This window comes from Rhizobium sp. BK399 (genome assembly GCF_014194695.1).
GTDB lineage: Bacteria > Pseudomonadota > Alphaproteobacteria > Rhizobiales > Rhizobiaceae > Rhizobium.
The window spans coordinates 197994-214194 of sequence record NZ_JACIAH010000002.1; the positions used below are offsets into that span (position 1 = coordinate 197994).

A 16201-nucleotide genomic window follows, 5' to 3' on the forward strand; every position below is an offset into this window, starting at 1 on the left:
AGCAACTATCGCAACGATCCCGTGATCTTGTGAGAGAAAACCACCACGCAGTTGGTGGGAATGTACCATTGACCTCCGACAGGGCGGCACGCTGGATTTGGTTGACCCACGCCAGCCGAAACCCTGCCCTATGCTCGGTTGGGTGAGCGGATTGAAGAACACCTCCACCGCACTAGATGCGGCCACGCATGCGAAAGCCTGCCGCGGTGATACGATTGGCAATGCCTGCTGAACGTGAGGTAACGAAATCTGAGGAGGATTCCATGCCGAGCATGCGCGCTGTCGAAGTAAGAAATGCCAATGCGCCTTTGCAACTGGTCGAACGCGAGATTCCGACCCCCGCTGCCGGCCAGGTCTTGATCAAGGTTCAAGCGTGCGGAGTCTGCCATAGCGATGCCTTCACTGTATTGGGAGCCTTTCCCGGCATCGCCTACCCGCGCATACCGGGCCACGAGGTCGTCGGCGTTATCGACCAAGTCGGCGAACGCGTGCCGCGTTGGAAGGCGGGCCAACGCGTCGGAGTTGGCTGGCACGGCGGTCATTGTGGGCACTGCTCCTCCTGTCGCCGGGGCGATTTCGTGACCTGTGAGACGGCACAAATTCCGGGGATCAGTTATGACGGTGGTTATGCGGAGTATATGGTCGCACCGTTTGAAGCCTTGGCCGTAATCCCCGATGAACTCAATGCCGCCGAGGCCGCGCCCCTTCTGTGCGCCGGGATCACCACTTACAACGCATTGCGCAACAGCGGCGTTCGGGCGGGCGATACGGTTGCCGTGCTTGGTGTCGGCGGGCTCGGCCACCTTGGCGTGCAATTCGCCGCGAAAATGGGCTGTCGCACGATCGCCATTGCGCGGGGTGCCGACAAGGAGCCGTTGGCGCGTGAGCTCGGAGCTCATCGCTATCTTGACAGCACCACGCAGGATGTCGCCGCCGAATTGAGCAAGCTCGGCGGAGCCCGCGTGATCCTGTCGACCGTCACCAATTCACAGGCGATGAGCGCGGTGCTTGGTGGATTGGCAGTCAATGGCAAGATGATAGTGCTTGGCGCTTCATCCGAGCCGATTGAAGTCTCGCCATTCCTCTTGATTGGCGGTCGTCGCGGAATTCAGGGATGGCCCTCTGGGACATCGAGCGACTCGGAAGACACGCTCGCATTCAGCGCTTTCGCCAACGTTCGTCCGATGATCGAAACCATGCCGCTGGAGCGGGCCGCAGAGGCTTATGAGCGAATGATGAGTGGGGCGGCGCGGTTCCGGATGGTCATAACGACCGGCAAATAGCTGAGCTTGGGCGAGTTCGAAACTTCACGTTTGCATGCGACAGCGGGAGAGCCGAGAGGTCAGCCTACCCGCGGTGATCCTCTCGAGCCCTCAGGGACCCGAAGGTACCCCTGTGCGTCCTTTTTGGCGGAAGGACAACAATAACTTAGGCTGAGTGAAGCTACTTGGGAAGTTGGACAAAGGTCCGATCGAAAAGAGGGAGGCTGAAGGAGGGTTGGTCCGCGACATCCTAAAGCCTCCCTCATCCTTCGGGGCAGAAGGACAAGGGTCAGTTAGTGCCGACAGTCCGCTTGGCTAGTCGGACTTAGGTCTGACGACTTTGTGACCAAGCTGCGAATCGGGCGCATCTGCGCACCGGTTTCGGAAATGGGACACGCGACGAATTAGAGCCCGTGCGCCAAGACCTTCTGGCAGCCTGGCGACAGGCGAGACATGTTCTCCCTCAGGCAGGCGATGCCGCGGCCGCCACCGAGCGGAACAGCACGGCAGTAAGATCGGAAGTCCGGCCCGCACGCCTCGCGGGCAATGACCATCTCCTCGCGCGGCGAAAGTTCCGGTGCGGCTGCGGCAGCAGGCGCGGCGGCCTTGGGCGTGCCGCTATCCGGCGTTGCCGGGGCTGTCGATGCGTCGGACGATGATTTCGGAGTAGCGGCCTTGCCGCTTCCGCCGAGCGCGCTGATCGCCTGCTTGCATCCGGACGACAGTGACGCCTCATGCTGCTGCAGGCAGGCGAGCGCTTCCTTGCCGCCCGGCGTGACGCCGGAGCAATTCGATAGGAAATCGCTGCGGCAGGCGGACTTGATGGCGTTGCGCTGCGCATCCGTCGGCTGTTGCGCAACTGTCGTGCCCGCAAACAGCGTGACTGCGCAAAGCAGCGGCAGGCCAAGTCTCGTTCTCCAAGTGGCGCGTTTCGCGGATGAGACATCCAATGATGACGACGAGAAATCCTTCATAGTTCCTCTCCCTGCGGAAATCACAGTGTCGACCACGTCGGCATCGTGAGGCTGCTTCTGGGGGCCCTCTTCGGGAGGGCGCGCCCTTGCTATCCACGGCACAGAGGATGGGCCACGATGGGCTCGCCTCTGTCTGGGACAACAAATCCTCAATTGTGGGCGTCAGTGTTGCTCAATGACCTGACAGTCGCGTCTCTGACGCCACGGCATTTATGTCTGTGTATCCGGTACTGCCGCAGTGCGGCGCTTTCGATATTCCTCGAAGCGTTGCAGGATCACATAGAAGGACGGCACCAGCAAAACCGCTAGGCAAGTCGACGCGATCATGCCGCTGAAGACTGAGATACCGATCGACCGGCGCGCATTGGCCCCGGCGCCGGTCGCCAGCACGAGGGGCAAAACGCCGAGAATGAAGGCGAACGACGTCATCAGGATCGGCCGGAAACGCAATCGTGCCGCAAGCACTGCCGCGGCAGCGATTTCCATTCCCTGCATTCGCTTTTCACGTGCGTATTCAACGATCAGAATGGCATTCTTCGAGGACAGCGCGATAAGCAGAATGAGGCCGATCTGCGTATAGAGATTGTTGGCGACGCCGAGCGCCGTCAGGGCGCCGACCGTGCCGAGGAGCGCGAGAGGAACCGCGAGAATGACCGCGAAAGGTAATATCCAGCTTTCGTACTGGCCGGCCAGAACGAAATAGACCAGCAGAATGGCGAGCCCGAAGACGTAGTAGATCTGCGTGCCGACTGCCTTCTCCTGGTAGGACAAGGCGGTCCATTCAAAGCCGGCCCCGGTTGGTAATGTCTGATCCGCGATCTGCTCCATGACATTCAGCGCCTGCCCCGAACTGAAGCCGGTCGCGGCGCCGCCAACGATCGTGGCGGTAGGATAGAGATTGTAGAGGCTGATCAGCGACGGTCCCGGCACGCTGGTCACGTCGATTACTGTACCCAGCGGCACCATGGTGCCATCGCCCGCCTTGACTTTCAGATTGCGGATGTCATCCGGCCGCACGCGGAATTCCGGCGACGCCTGCACATAGACCTGGAAGGTGCGGCCGAACTTGTTGAACTGTGTCACATAGCTCGATCCGACATAGCCCGAAAGCGCAGAGAACACCTGCCCGACGGTGACGCCGAGTGTCTCGGCCTTGATGCGATCGACAGAAACCTCGAGCTGCGGAGCGTCCGCTCGGAACGAGGTCTGCAGCCGCTGCAGCGAGGACTGCGCGTTGCCGCGCTCGACGATCGTATTGGCCAGTGTTTGCAGCAGCGCGAAATCGAAGCTGCCGTCCTTGAGGAGCACCTGCATGGTGAACCCACTGGCGTTGCCGATACCCTGGATTGCAGGAGGAACCAGGACAAGCGTCTTTGCCGTCATGATACTATCCAGCGCGCCGTTCAGGTGCTGGTATATCGACAGCAGGTCCTGGCCTTTTTCCTTTCCACGCACGTCCCAGTCCTTGAGAATGACATAGGCGACACCGGCGTTCGGCAGGCTTGCGCTGTTGTCCAGCACCGAAATCCCGCTGATCGTCAGCACCTGATCGACGCCGGGCGTCGCCTCGGCGATCTCGCTGACCTGCTGCATCACCGCATCCGTGCGCTGCTTCGAGGCGCCGTCCGGCAATTGCGCGCTGATCAGCACATAGCCTTGATCCTCGGTCGGGAGAAACGCAGTCGGAAGACGGGTTAGGCCCCAGAAGGCAACACCGATCAGTGCCAAGCCCACGAGGACTGAGATCGTACTATTCCGCACAAGGCCACCGACAAGCCGCGAATAGCCATTCTCGGCCGCATCGTAAACTCGGTTGAAGCCGCGATAGAAGAAGTTGCGCCGTTCGGGCGGCACAGGCGGCCTCAGCCAGAGGGCGCATTGCGTCGGCTTCAGGGTGATCGCGTTGATTGCGCTGATCAGCGCCGTCGCGGCGATGACAAGCGCGAACTGCCGGTAGAGCTGGCCGGTCAAGCCTGGCAGGAAGGCGGCCGGAATGAAGACCGCCATGAGAACGAGCGTAATGCCGATGACCGGACCGAGAAGCTCGTCCATTGCCTTCTCTGCCGCCTGCCGACCTGGCATCCCCTCCTCGACATGGCGCGAAACCCCCTCGACGATGACAATCGCGTCATCGACGACGATGCCGATCGCAAGGACGATCGCAAACAGCGTCGACAGATTGACCGTGAAACCAAGCGCCGCCATCGCCGCAAACGCACCGATGATCGTGACAGGCACAGTCGTCGCCGGAACCAGCATCGCCCGCCAATCCTGCAGGAACAGCAGGATCACGATCAGGACCAGAACGCCTGCCTCGATCAGCGTCTTGTAGACTTCCTTGATCGACGCCTCGACGAACTTCGTCGTATCGAACGGCATGGTGTATTGGAGGCCGGGTGGGAAGCTTTTCGACAGATCCGCCATCTTCGCCCGAACGGATTGAGCAACCGCAATGGCATTCGCCTCCGGCAGCTGGAAAATGCCGATACCGGTCGCCGGTCGCCGGTTCTGCAAGAAGGACTGGCTATAGGTCTGCGCGCCGAGTTCGACGCGACCGATATCGCGTATACGCGTTATCCGACCGCCATCGGCAGAATCGACCTTCACGATGATGTCTTCGAAGTCGGGAGCGTCGTTGAGACGACCGCTGACATTGAGCGTATATTGGAAATCCTGTCCGCTAGGCACTGGAGGCAATCCGACTTGCCCCGCCGTGACCTCCTGACTCTGCTGCTGCACCGTATTGATAACGTCCTGCGGCGTCAGTCCGCGGGCCTGCAACAGATCCGGATCCATCCAGATCCGCATCGCATACTGGCCCGCGCCGAAAACGCTGACATTGCCGACGCCGGGAAGCCGAGCCAGTTCGTTCTGAAGGTTGATGACCGCGTAATTCGACAAGAAGAGGCTGTCGAAGCGGCTGTCAGGCGAAGTGAGAGTGACGAACCCCAGGATCGACGTCGACTTCTTCTGCGTCGTCACGCCTTGAACCTGAACGGCTTGCGGCAGCGATGGCATCGCAATGGCGACGCGGTTCTGGACCAGGACTTGCGCCTGATCCGGATCGGTGCCGATTGCAAAGGTGACCGTCAACGAATAGGTGCCGTCGCTGGCACTGGTCGACTGCATGTAGAGCATGTTTTCGACGCCGTTGACCTGCAATTCGATTGGCAATGCCACGGTATCGACCAGAGTCTTGGCACTCGCGCCGGGATAACGCGTCGTCACCTGAACGGTCGGCGGAACTACGTTGGGGTACTGGGCGACCGGCAGCTGGAACAATGCGACGGCGCCGATCAGGACGAAAACCAGCGCGAGAACATTCGAGAGTACCGGCCGCTCGATGAAGAAGCGCGAGATCATCCGTTTCGCCTCCTGGAGCTGATCCGCTGCCGGCTCATGGGACCTTCGATCCGCTCGGATCCCCCGTTGCCGCGGCCTCTATCGTGATTTTCTCAGGCGTGACTTTCATATCGGGTACGGCCCGTTGGATCCCGGCCATGACGACCCAATCCGCGGGATCGAGACCGGATTCGATGACTCTCATCTGGCCATTGCGCTGGCCTATTTTGACGACTTTCTGCTCGATCACGTCGTCCTTGCCGAGCACCAGCACGTAATTTCCCTGCTGATTGGTACCGATCGCATCATCACGAATGACGAGCGCCTTGTCCTGGTGGGCGACAGGAACACGAACGCGGACAAAAAGACCCGGCAAAAGTGCGTGGTCCTTGTTGTCGATGATGCCCCGAACCGAAAGCGTGCCTGTCGAGGCATCGATCTGCGGTGAGACGTAGTCGAGGTGCCCCTTGTGTGGATAGCCCTCCTCGTCGCCGAGCCCGATTTCCACCGGGATATTGGGAAGGTCGGCTTGGGTCAGCTTGCGCCCGGCCTTGGCGAGGCTCTGCTTGATCATCAGCACCTGAGCCTCACTGACGTTGAAATAGACGTAGAGCGGGTCGGTCTGAACGATTGCGGCAAGCTTCGTCGGGCCTGACACGCCGACCAGCGCGCCGACATCCACGAGGTGGTTCGTTACGGTGCCATCGAAGGGCGCGACCACCTCCGTATATCCGAGGTTGATGTTTGCAAGATCGAGGCTCGCCTGCGCGTTCAGGATGGAGGCGTTTGCTTCATCCAGTGTCGCCTTGGCGCTGTCGACGGCTGTCTGTGTCGTCACTTCCTGCTTCATCAGATTGAGCTGCCGGTCGTATTCCTGCTTCGCGCCGACTTGCGACGCCTGCTGCGAAGCCAGTTGCGCCTGGGCTTGGTCAACCTGTGCCTTATAGGTGTCGCGCTGGATGCTGAAGAGCTTGTCGCCCTTCTTTACCGGGGTACCGTCTTTGTAGTCTATCGTTTCAAGAAAGCCTTGCACGCGGGCCTCGATGTCGACCGCGTTTATCGCATCCGTGTTGCCGGTCAGCTCAAAATATTCAACCACCGGCTGCTGCAATGGCTGCGCCACGTTCACCTTCGGCGGCGGCGGCGGCACATACGCATTGTTCCCGCTGTCGCATGCCGATAACGCAGCGACCACCGTCAAAATACCGATAAGATGCAGCCCTCGATACGAACTTTCGCGCATTTTTCTGCCCCGATGCATGCACGAGCTTCGGATTTCATGTGCGCCCCTGGCGTATCCCAACAGTCCATGCGCCTGGGCAGAGTATAGTATGAACCAATATTTCCGCATTTCCGCGAAAAGCAATAGAGGCACGCGCGATAAATAGTTGGCGGTACGGGATGAAACATGTGACAAAAGATGAACTTGCAGTTACATTTCGGCCGCAAGAAAAAGAAACGTACAGTAGCCGGGCTTCCGTCCAATCCGACGGTCTCCGCGGTTTTTGATGCCCCGAAGGCACTCGAAAGCGTGGCCTTGCTGGCAATGCCGCCGGCGACCTTAACGTACCCAGCATTCGACGCGTACCCAATCAACCGTTGCGAAAGTGAGGGCCGTGACATGGCGAAATTAATGTTGGCGACACGCTTCAAGGTATTGGTGACCTTGTGCGCAATAACCGCAGGCTCGAACTGCCCGGCGTGGGCGGACGACTCGAAGGAATTGCTGAAGGCAATGTCCGACTATATGGCGGCTCAAAAGACATTCTCCTTCGACTATGTCTCTTCCGTGGAAGCTGTGACTCCGACCTTCGAGAAGCTGCAATTCGTCAGCTCCGGCACAGCAACGGTCGGCCGGCCGGACAAAATCCGGGTGACGCGCACCGGAGGTTTTGCCGACCTTGACGTCAGCTTTGACGGCACGAAGTTCACGGTTCACGGAAAGAACCTCGACGCCTACGCCCAGATCGACGCAAAGGGCAGCCTCGACGAGCTTTTCGACCGGCTTCAGAACGCCGGTGCAGAAATCCCGGGCTCCGATCTGTTGCTCTCGAACAGCTTCGCTACGCTGATGGACGGCGTCACGGAGTCCAAGCACATTTCAAGCGCTGTCGTCGACGGTGTGGAATGCGAATACCTGACATTCCGGAAGAATGATGTCGACTGGCAGATATGGATAGAAGCGGGGGCGAAGCCTGTTCCGAAGCGCTATGTGGTGACCAGCAAGCACGTGGTGCAGGCGCCGGAATACATGCTCGAGGTCCGGAACTTCCGCACAGGAGAAGATGTGAAGGTGGCAAACTTTGCCATCGAAATACCCGGCGATGCCAAGAAGGTTGATCTCAGCGAACTTGGTCAGATCGATGAACTGCCGGCGCCGACAGAGATGGGAGATGCACAATGAAAACCTCCGTACGGATTTTCGCTATTGCGCTCGCGGTTGCGTTCGCCTCCCTCGACGTCAGCATGGAGGGGAACGACCTAGCCACGGTAACCATCAGCGCATCCACCCCGGCACAAGCCGAAATCGGCCGCCCCCTGACACCGCTGTCCTATGCGGGCGCCGCACGTCGAACGACACGCCGCGTCGTGCGCAGAACGACCGTCTACGTGAACACGCTGCCGGCAGGCTGCGTCTACGGGCCGTACTACGGGGGCTACTACTACCGGTGTGGATCGCTCTACTACGCCAAGACCGGCGCTACCTACGTTCAGGTGGTCATCGAATAGCAGGATTGCGGAGCTTTTGAGTGGCTGTTGGTAGGCTGCCGGGCTGAATCGGAACCTACCGACGGTAACGGCGTTTCATGCTCACTGTGGACCAGAGAGCGACCTATAAACAGCAACTTGACGAGAAACTGGCGGCTGCGCTCACCGAGCCACCGGCGGCCGGCGGTATCGTCTTTATTGCGAACCTGGTGACGGGCATAACAAGGCGAGCCGTCAAGAACGGATTTGTCTACCACGACGCCCAGGGCACACGCATCGCCGACCAGGCGGAGCTCGAGCGAATCTCGGCGCTGGCCATTCCGCCCGCCTACACGGAGGTTCTCATCTCCGCCGACCCGAATTCTCATCTGCAGGCTACCGGCCGTGATGCGCGCGGCCGCAAGCAGTACCGCTACCACTCCAAATGGACGGCTGAACGAGAAAAAAGCAAGTTCGAGCGGCTAGCCGATTTCGGCTCGGCGCTTCCTGCGATCCGCAAGAAAGTAGACTCCGACCTGCGGCGCCGGACGCCCAATATTGACAAGGCGCTGGCGACCATCGTCTGGCTTCTGGACAATCTCTATATCCGCGTCGGTAATGCGAGTTACGCCGCAGACAACGCCTCCTACGGCCTGACAACGCTGCGAAACCGGCATGTGAAAATCTCAGGCTCGAGCATCCACTTCCGCTTCAAGGGCAAGTCCGGGAAGGAATGGCGCCTCAGCCACAGCGACCGTCGCATCACCCGCGCCGTGCGCATGCTCCAGGAATTGCCCGGCCAACAGCTGTTCCGGTATATCGATGACAGCGGCGCCTCTCATCCGATCCAGTCGCAGGACGTCAACGCCTACATACGGGAGGCGTCCGGAACCGACTTCACGTCCCGGCAATTCCGCACATGGGGCGCAACACAAATTGCAGCAATCGCGCTCGCCGCGCTTGAGCCGGAGCAAAGCCAGCGCGGGCGAGCGCGACAAATGAACGAGGTCGTCGATGCAATTGCCGCACGCTTGGTCAACACGCGCGCCGTCTGCAGGTCGTCCTACATCCATCCGAAGGTATTCGAGAGCTTCGAAGCAGGTGAGCTTGCCAAGCTCGCTGCCGGCCGGCCGAGCCGAAGCGCCAGATTACTGCGCTGGATGGACCAGGGTGAAATCGCTGTGCTGCGCTGGCTGAAAGGCCTGAACGGGCGCTAAGGGCAGCCGTTTCATACATCCGCCGCTTAGCTACGATCGCGATGGAACCAAACCACGCCCCAGGCCGTTATGGGAAATCGCCGCGAATGCGGCCACGGGAGATGGCGCCAGGGCGCCAGGGCGCAAATGGCACGTCAGACCTATTGGAAGGGCTATCTCAAGCTGTCACTCGTCACCGCCGCGGTGTCGCTCACCCCGGCTACCACGGACAGCAACCAACTTCGATTTCACGTCTTGAACCGAAAGACAAAGAACCGCGTCGAAAGCCGCTACGTCGACAGCGTCACCCACAAGCCGATTGCCGACAAGGATCAAGCCCGGGGATATCCCCGCGGCGAAGACGACTATGTCATTCTCGAGGACAAGGAGCTCGAAGAGGTCGGACTGGAGAGCACCAAGACCATCGACATCGATACATTCGTGCCACGCGGCTCGATCGACTGGATCTGGTACGACAAACCACACTTCCTTACACCGGAGGACAAGGTCGGTACGGAGGCATTCTGTGTGATCCGCGAATCGATGAAGGCAAACGATGTGGTCGGCATCGCCCGGCTCGTCCTTTACCGGCGCGAGCGCGCCGTCCTGCTGGAGCCTCAGGGCAAGGGTATCATCCTTTGGACGCTGCATTTCGGCGACGAAGTTCGTCCGCCGGCAGCCACGCTCGACGGCGATGGTAAGGTCGATGCCACCGTGCTTTCCTTGATGACGAAACTCGTTAAGGACCGGACCGAGGAATGGCAACCGACCATGGTGCAGGATCCTATCCAGAAACGCCTGAAAGCGATGATCCGCGCGAAGCAAAAGAGCCTGGTCAAAGCCACACCGCCATCCTCCAAGCGGCCGACGACAAAACCGACAGGCAACGTCGTCAACATCATGGACGCCCTGAAGAAAAGCCTCGCCAAGGAAACGGGACGTCCGAAATCCCACTGACAGATCGCAAGCGACCGTCCCTTACTTTCGCTTCTCCAGCGGAACGGCGGCGGCAAAGAAGTCCGCCCACGGATCGCTCCGCAGGCCATCGAGACGCGCCGGAGCGTTGTCGACGGTGAAATAGGCCGGACCGATTTCCTCGGTCAGCTCGGTCCACTCAAGCGGCATGGAGACAGCCGCACCTGGCCGGGCGCGGGTGGAGTAGGCGGCGACGGCCGTGTTGCCACGCCCATTGCGCAGATAGTCGATGAAGATCTTGCCGGTCCGTTTCGCTTTCGTAGCGGTCGCAAGATACTTATCCGGCTGATCTTTTGACATCCCATCGGCGAGCGCTTTGGCGAAGGCCTTGACCTGTATCCAGCTGGCCTTCGGTTTTAGGGGTGTGACGACATGCAGCCCCTTGCCGCCGGAGGTCTTGACGAAGGCCGCCAAACCCGCCGCTTCGAGACGCTCCTTCAACTCGTTGGCGGCAGCGATGATATCCGACCAGCTGACGCCATCGGCCGGATCAAGATCCATGGTGATCATGTCCGGTTTCTCCCAGCTGTCAGTCGTGGCACCCCAGGGGTGGATTTCCAGCACGGCGGACTGGACGAGCGCCACCATCCCGTCGAAGTCCATGATGCGCAGCAATTTCTCGCCGCCCTTGTCCTTCGGATCGGTGATCTGTTCGATGTTTGGATTCATGCCTTTCCAAGCGTGCTTCTGGAAAAACCGCTGGTGGCCGGCGATGCCATCGGGGCAGCGCAACAGAGCAAGTGGCCGCTTCGTCACATAGGGTTCGATAAAGCGCCATACCCGTGCATAGTAGCTGGCCAGCCCCTCTTTGGTGACGCCCTCCTCGGGCCAATAGATGCGATCTGGATGCGTGAGCGTCACGCTGGACTGAGGCAGTTCTCGAGCGGGTGCGTTTCTTAGTTCCGGCATCACGTCCTCTGGCGCCTTGTCTTCCCTCAGTCCACGAAATGCAGCATGCCGCAAGTTGCCGTCAGCCGACCATGCCTGAAATTCAACCTCGGCGACGAGCTTTGGCGTGACATAGACCAGCCCACGGCGCTCTTCGGTGGTGAGATCATCGTCGAAGGAGTTGTCTTTTTGCTCCATTGTCGACAGCGTCTCATAGAGTCCTTGGGCAACATTAACGCTGAAGCCCGTCCCTACCCTGCCGACATGCGCGAGCTTGCCCTTGCGGTAAACGCCCATGGCCAGCGAGCCGATTGCATTCTTCATCGCGGTCGAGGGCACATAGCCGCCGATAACAAATTCCTGTCTCTCCAGGCATTTCGATTTCACCCAGTCGCCGGTACGTCCCGAAACGTATTCGCTGTCAGCCAATTTCGACACAATGCCTTCAAGACCAAGCTGACGGGCATGCTCCAGAACCACTGTGCCGCTTTCGGTAAAATGCTGGCTGTAGCGGATCATTCCGGAGTCGCCCGCGAGTAGCGCCTCCAGCAGCCGCTTCCGCTCAGTCACCTTTGCCTGCCGCAAATCATAGCCGTCGAGATACAAGAGGTCGAACGCATAAAAGACGAACCGATCATGCCGCCTTTCGCTGAGATCGCTTTGCAGCGCCGAAAAATCCGAGGCTCCGTTTTCCCGCTCGACGACGATTTCTCCATCAAGGATCGCCGACCTCGCCGGCAGCGCGGCGAACGCATCGGCAATCTCCCGGCCGAACTTCTCGGTCCAGTCGAGCCCGCTGCGCGTCAGCAGCACTGCCTTGCCATTTTCAAGCCGAACCTGAAGCCGGTATCCGTCGAACTTGATCTCGTGAATCCAGCCTTTGCCTGATGGTGCTTTCGCCTTCAGCTTGGCAAGCTCAGGCTCGACGAAGTCAGGCATCGCTGCCTTTTCGGCGCCCTTCGGCCAATCGTGGCGTTGCGGCTTCGCTCGAGTCGCCACAGCCCTTGCAGCGGGCTTCGATGCACCCTTGCGACGGGAGTCCCAGGTGGCGTCGGGGTGCTTTGTCACCTCTTCAATCTTGCGGCCGCTTTTCACCGACTCCGGCCGCTGTTTCAGGATATCGCCTTTGCGGCGCGCATCCTCGTCCTCCGCCTTGATCAGCAGCCAGTTCTCCTGCTTTTCGCCCGGCTTGCCATGCATGCGAACCAGGTGCCACCGACCGCTGAGTTTCTCGCCCTCGAGGTCAAATTCCAGGTGACCCTTCTTGTAACCCTTGTGCGGATCACCATTCGGCGTCCACGTTCCACGATCCCAGAGAAGCACTGTGCCGCCGCCATATTGACCCTTCGGGATGGTGCCTTCGAAGTCTCCGTAGTCTAGCGGATGATCCTCGACATGCACTGCAAGCCGCTTTTCATCGGGATTGAGGCTCGGCCCGCGGGTGACGGCCCAGCTCTTCAGCACACCATCGAGTTCCAAGCGGAAGTCATAGTGAAGGCGTGACGCGTCGTGTTTCTGAATCACGAAACTGAGCGTGGCTGGTGATGGTGATGTGGATTTGGTGGAACGCCGGCTTCCTCTTGGCTCCGGCGTCACCTTGAAATTGCGCTTCGCCTGATAGGCCTCCAAAGCCATGCTCAGCTCGCTTTCGTTTCGCTAGAGGCGCGCTTCGCCGCCCGTGGCTTGGCGCTCAGCTTGGCACTCTGGCGAAGGGCATCCATGAGGTCGATGACCTTGCCCTGCGGCTTTGGTTTTGCTTTGGGCAGCTCCCGGCCCTCGATCTTCGCCTTTACAAGCTCCGAGAGCGCCGTCTCGTATCGATCCTCATATTCCTGCGGATTGAACGTACCCTTTTTGGTACCGATGATGTGGCCGGCCAACTCAAGCATTTCCTCGTCGAACTTCATCTCCGGAATGTCCTTGAAGACCGTATCGGGCTTGCGGACCTCGTAGTCGAAGCTCAGCGTGGTGGCGACGATATAGTCGTCCTGCGGCCGGATCAGAACTGTGCGGTTACGGCGGAACAGCACCGCCTCGGCAATCGCCGCCACCTTCTGATCGCGCATCGCACGAGCGATCAGCCCGAGCGCCTCCCCGTCATCCCCGCTGACGGGCGCCAAGTAGTACGGCTTGTCGAAATAGAGCTTGTTGATTTCGTTGTAGGGCACGAAGTTCTGGACGTTCAGCACCTTGTCGCTCTCAGGCATGACGCCCGCAATCTCGTCGCCTTCGATCACAATGTATTCGCCGTTGTCCAGTTGGTATCCCTTGACCTGATCATCACGTTCGACGGCCTTGCCAGTCTCGCTGTCGACGAACTGCCGCTCGACGCGATGGCCGGTCTTTCGACTGATGATGTTGAACGAAATGCGATCCGAGGTGGAGACGGCGGTGTACAATCCGACCGCGCAAACGAGATCCCCGACTTTCAGATGACCCTTCCAGCTTGCCCGAGCCGCCATGACGTTCCCTCAGTTGTCGTTTTGCAGTTTGCGCCGCCGTCTTTCGTCCAATGCTACGATCTTCTCGACGGCCGCGACGTCGTCGCTCGTCACGACAGGAACGGGATCTGCGGCGATCGCTTCAAGCACGTCGGTCGACAGTCCGCCGTTGCGGATCACCCATTCAAGGGTTTCGCGTGTCTGGCGCTCGGCTTTGAGCTGCGCGTACAGCGCGATAATCAGCCTGTCTCGCGCATCCACCCGACCGTTCTTGCGATCGATTTTTGGGATGTGAGGCACCGTGTCACCCGCCCGCGTTTGCAACGAAGGGATTCAACAGATCAAAGGCGAAAAAGTTCCGGGAATCCGGGCCCTCCGCTCGCTTTTTTTGCTAAAAGTCACCCGGCGAACGGAAAAACCGATCTTCTCCTTGCTCCGCTCAATGTTTTGCCGGCCCCCTCGGGACCGTGGAGCCGGTTGCCGAAACCGGGTCGCTCGCCGGGAATGTGCCTTCCAGTCCCTCGTCGAGCTGTTCTTCCATTGTACTTTGATCACCCGACGCACGAGCGCTGGGCCGCGCTGTCACGGGATCGGAAGTACCCTCGTCGGTCGCGGCGGCGATCTCCAGCATCAGCGCCTTGGCGCGTTCGACCGCGTTTCTTGGGTTGACCGATTGCGCCTCGTCGTTCCGTAGCAGCACGGAAACCACCTCTCCACCATCGCCAACGAATTCGATGGTAAAGCCCCGTTTGCCGCCCATTTCGGGAATGACCTGCGTACCGACGACCTGCATGACGCTCTCCTTAAACATCTCTTCTTTGAAGGAACGGAAGCGACAACCGAAGGTTCCAAGTTGCTGGAAAGGGAGCGGCGCACAAAAAGAAAAGCCACCGCTCCCGCGGTGGCTAAGGTGTGAGGTCAAGAACCTCCAGAGGGAACAGTTGCTTCATCGACCGGGAGGATGGCCGACATGCGTCAGCAACTGCCGGCAATATGCCGCGTTGGCGCCGCCGGCTCAATCAACGAGGCACCGAAATCCTTTGCTTGAGGCAATCAACTTTCCAGATTCCAGGGGAACCGCGCGATATTCTACTCGCAGGCAGCCCTGAAACGGCTCGCTCGCGGCGCGCCGGACGAGGAAGACTAGGACCTGGACGGTCTCGCCGGCCCCGTCGATTCGCGCAGAATGAGTTCGACGGGCCAGAGCTCGTGGATTTCCAATGGAGACCGACCCGACAGCAGTTGCAGGACAAGATCCGCACATCGCGTTCCGGCCGCCCGCATCGAGGACCGCGTCGCCGACAGCGACGGCACCATGTTGTCGGCGGTGAGATACGGAAAGACGTCGTCATGGGCGATGACCGAGACGTCGCGCCCGATCTGCATCCCAAGCGATCGGACCGCGCGATAGACACCGAGCGCCGTCATCATGGATCCCGCCACAAAGGCTGTTGGTGGGTTCGGTTGCTCCAGGAAGGACCGCGCAAACCGAAAACCGAGCTCGTCCGTGAAGTTGCCGCTCGCCATCAGCTGCGGATCAGGCTCGATGCCGTGACTTTGAAGTGCCTTGCGGAAGCCACTGTCCCGGTGAAGAGCGTAGGTCGCGCCCGACCGACCATTGATCATTGCAATGCGCCGGTGGCCAAGATCGATCAGGTGCGACGTGGCGCGCTTGATCGCAGCTTCGTTGTCGATGTCGAGCCAGGCATGCGGCACATCGATGGCCGACCGCCCGTGCACGAGGAACGGCATGCCGAGTTCGTGGAGCAGCGCAATGCGCTCGTCATTGGGTTTGGGCGAGTGCACGATGATCGCGTCGACACGCCGGCTCTCCACGAGTCGACGGTAGAGCTGCATCTCATCCTCATGGTTGGGATCCGCCATCGGGATGACGAGAATGTCGGTCTCCTCCGCCACCAGCCGCTCCGCCATGCCGGCCATGAACTCCGCGAAGTGAAATTCGCCGGCGCGCCCCATTACCACGCCGATAGCCCCTGCTCGACCGGTTTTCAGCCGCACGGCATTGACGTTCGGGCTATAGCCCAGCCGCGCAGCAGCTTCCGCCACACGGGCGCGCGTGGTCTCGCTCACCTCGGGGTAGCCGCTCAGCGCCCGACTGACCGTGGTCGGGGACAATCCTACCTGCTTCGCGAACTCTTTAAGCTTCATCCGACAGTGCGTCTTTCGTCCTGACCTGGCTGGCTGGACGCCAGCAGGTGCTGTCTCCCTTATGGCCTAAGCGTATCAGTTCGCAAATAACCAAACCGTTTTCAATTTTAGATATTCCTTCGAGTGAGGTTTGTCTCTTTTTCCCACAACCGAAACTACCGCCATCCCTATGATTTTTCTTTGTTATCAATATGTGATCGCGGTTGTGCGACTTTGACACGTGTGCCCGCTTGACTCAATATCGACCTTCTGACAATTTTTTCCAG

12 protein-coding genes and 1 pseudogene are annotated in these 16201 nt (G+C 59.8%); 5 read left to right on the top strand and 8 right to left on the bottom strand.

Annotated elements, in window-relative coordinates:
- The first annotated feature begins 263 nt into the window (after positions 1-263).
- Positions 264-1283: an alcohol dehydrogenase gene (locus FHT97_RS07465; RefSeq protein WP_183861012.1), complete on the top strand. Its 1020-nt coding sequence runs from the start codon at positions 264-266 to the stop codon at positions 1281-1283.
- A 383-nt stretch (positions 1284-1666) separates the two neighbouring features.
- On the opposite strand, the pseudogene FHT97_RS07470 reads toward FHT97_RS07465, so the two are convergent.
- The 3 genes and pseudogenes from FHT97_RS07470 to FHT97_RS07480 form a co-directional block, all read right to left on the bottom strand.
- Positions 1667-2119: pseudogene (locus FHT97_RS07470) on the bottom strand (hypothetical protein); the annotation flags it as partial.
- Positions 2120-2446: 327 nt separating this feature from the next.
- Positions 2447-5599 (bottom strand): multidrug efflux RND transporter permease subunit, encoded by a 3153-nt coding sequence (locus FHT97_RS07475; RefSeq protein ID WP_183861016.1) that lies wholly within the window; start codon positions 5597-5599, stop codon positions 2447-2449.
- A gap of 34 nt (positions 5600-5633) precedes the next feature.
- Complete coding sequence (locus tag FHT97_RS07480; RefSeq protein WP_183861018.1) at positions 5634-6821, bottom strand: efflux RND transporter periplasmic adaptor subunit; 1188 nt, start codon at positions 6819-6821, stop codon at positions 5634-5636.
- Positions 6822-7199: 378 nt separating this feature from the next.
- On the opposite strand from FHT97_RS07480, the gene FHT97_RS07485 reads away from it, so the two are divergent.
- The 4 genes from FHT97_RS07485 (at position 7200) to FHT97_RS07500 (ending at position 10419) form a co-directional block, all read left to right on the top strand.
- Positions 7200-7982 (top strand): DUF2092 domain-containing protein, encoded by a 783-nt coding sequence (locus FHT97_RS07485; protein ID WP_183861019.1) that lies wholly within the window; start codon positions 7200-7202, stop codon positions 7980-7982.
- Entirely contained in the window at positions 7979-8308 is a 330-nt protein-coding gene (locus FHT97_RS07490) for a hypothetical protein (RefSeq protein ID WP_183861021.1), read from the top strand. Before FHT97_RS07485 ends, FHT97_RS07490 begins: the two co-directional genes overlap by 4 nt.
- Before the next feature lie 77 nt (positions 8309-8385).
- Entirely contained in the window at positions 8386-9483 is a 1098-nt protein-coding gene (locus FHT97_RS07495) for a DNA topoisomerase IB (protein ID WP_210296633.1), read from the top strand.
- A gap of 126 nt (positions 9484-9609) precedes the next feature.
- Entirely contained in the window at positions 9610-10419 is an 810-nt protein-coding gene (locus FHT97_RS07500) for a Ku protein (protein WP_183861023.1), read from the top strand.
- 21 nt (positions 10420-10440) lie between these two features.
- On the opposite strand, the gene ligD is transcribed toward FHT97_RS07500, so the two are convergent.
- The 5 genes from ligD to FHT97_RS07525 form a co-directional block, all read right to left on the bottom strand.
- Complete coding sequence (gene ligD, locus FHT97_RS07505) at positions 10441-12960, bottom strand: DNA ligase D (RefSeq protein ID WP_183861025.1); 2520 nt, start codon at positions 12958-12960, stop codon at positions 10441-10443.
- 2 nt (positions 12961-12962) lie between these two features.
- The gene (locus tag FHT97_RS07510; protein ID WP_183861027.1) at positions 12963-13787 is read right to left on the bottom strand and encodes a Ku protein; all 825 of its coding nucleotides are present in this window, start codon (positions 13785-13787) and stop codon (positions 12963-12965) included.
- Positions 13788-13796: 9 nt separating this feature from the next.
- Positions 13797-14066, bottom strand: a complete 270-nt coding sequence (locus FHT97_RS07515; RefSeq protein ID WP_183861028.1) for a hypothetical protein — start codon at positions 14064-14066, stop codon at positions 13797-13799.
- Between the two features lie 139 nt (positions 14067-14205).
- Positions 14206-14559: a hypothetical protein gene (locus tag FHT97_RS07520; protein WP_183861030.1), complete on the bottom strand. Its 354-nt coding sequence runs from the start codon at positions 14557-14559 to the stop codon at positions 14206-14208.
- Positions 14560-14909: 350 nt separating this feature from the next.
- A complete protein-coding gene (locus FHT97_RS07525) occupies positions 14910-15935 on the bottom strand; it encodes a substrate-binding domain-containing protein (protein ID WP_183861032.1) in 1026 nt (341 codons plus the stop codon).
- Positions 15936-16201 lie beyond the last annotated feature (266 nt).

Excerpts from the sequence above, each read along its gene's own strand:
- FHT97_RS07465 (WP_183861012.1), top strand. The coding sequence starts at position 264 with ATGCCGAGCATGCGCGCTGTCGAAGTAAGAAATGCCAATGCGCCTTTG.
- FHT97_RS07475 (WP_183861016.1), bottom strand. The coding sequence starts at position 5,599 with ATGATCTCGCGCTTCTTCATCGAGCGGCCGGTACTCTCGAATGTTCTC.
- FHT97_RS07480 (WP_183861018.1), bottom strand. The coding sequence starts at position 6,821 with ATGCGCGAAAGTTCGTATCGAGGGCTGCATCTTATCGGTATTTTGACG.
- FHT97_RS07485 (WP_183861019.1), top strand. The coding sequence starts at position 7,200 with ATGGCGAAATTAATGTTGGCGACACGCTTCAAGGTATTGGTGACCTTG.
- FHT97_RS07490 (WP_183861021.1), top strand. The coding sequence starts at position 7,979 with ATGAAAACCTCCGTACGGATTTTCGCTATTGCGCTCGCGGTTGCGTTC.
- FHT97_RS07495 (WP_210296633.1), top strand. The coding sequence starts at position 8,386 with ATGCTCACTGTGGACCAGAGAGCGACCTATAAACAGCAACTTGACGAG.
- FHT97_RS07500 (WP_183861023.1), top strand. The coding sequence starts at position 9,610 with ATGGCACGTCAGACCTATTGGAAGGGCTATCTCAAGCTGTCACTCGTC.
- ligD (WP_183861025.1), bottom strand. The coding sequence starts at position 12,960 with ATGGCTTTGGAGGCCTATCAGGCGAAGCGCAATTTCAAGGTGACGCCG.
- FHT97_RS07510 (WP_183861027.1), bottom strand. The coding sequence starts at position 13,787 with ATGGCGGCTCGGGCAAGCTGGAAGGGTCATCTGAAAGTCGGGGATCTC.
- FHT97_RS07520 (WP_183861030.1), bottom strand. The coding sequence starts at position 14,559 with ATGCAGGTCGTCGGTACGCAGGTCATTCCCGAAATGGGCGGCAAACGG.
- FHT97_RS07525 (WP_183861032.1), bottom strand. The coding sequence starts at position 15,935 with ATGAAGCTTAAAGAGTTCGCGAAGCAGGTAGGATTGTCCCCGACCACG.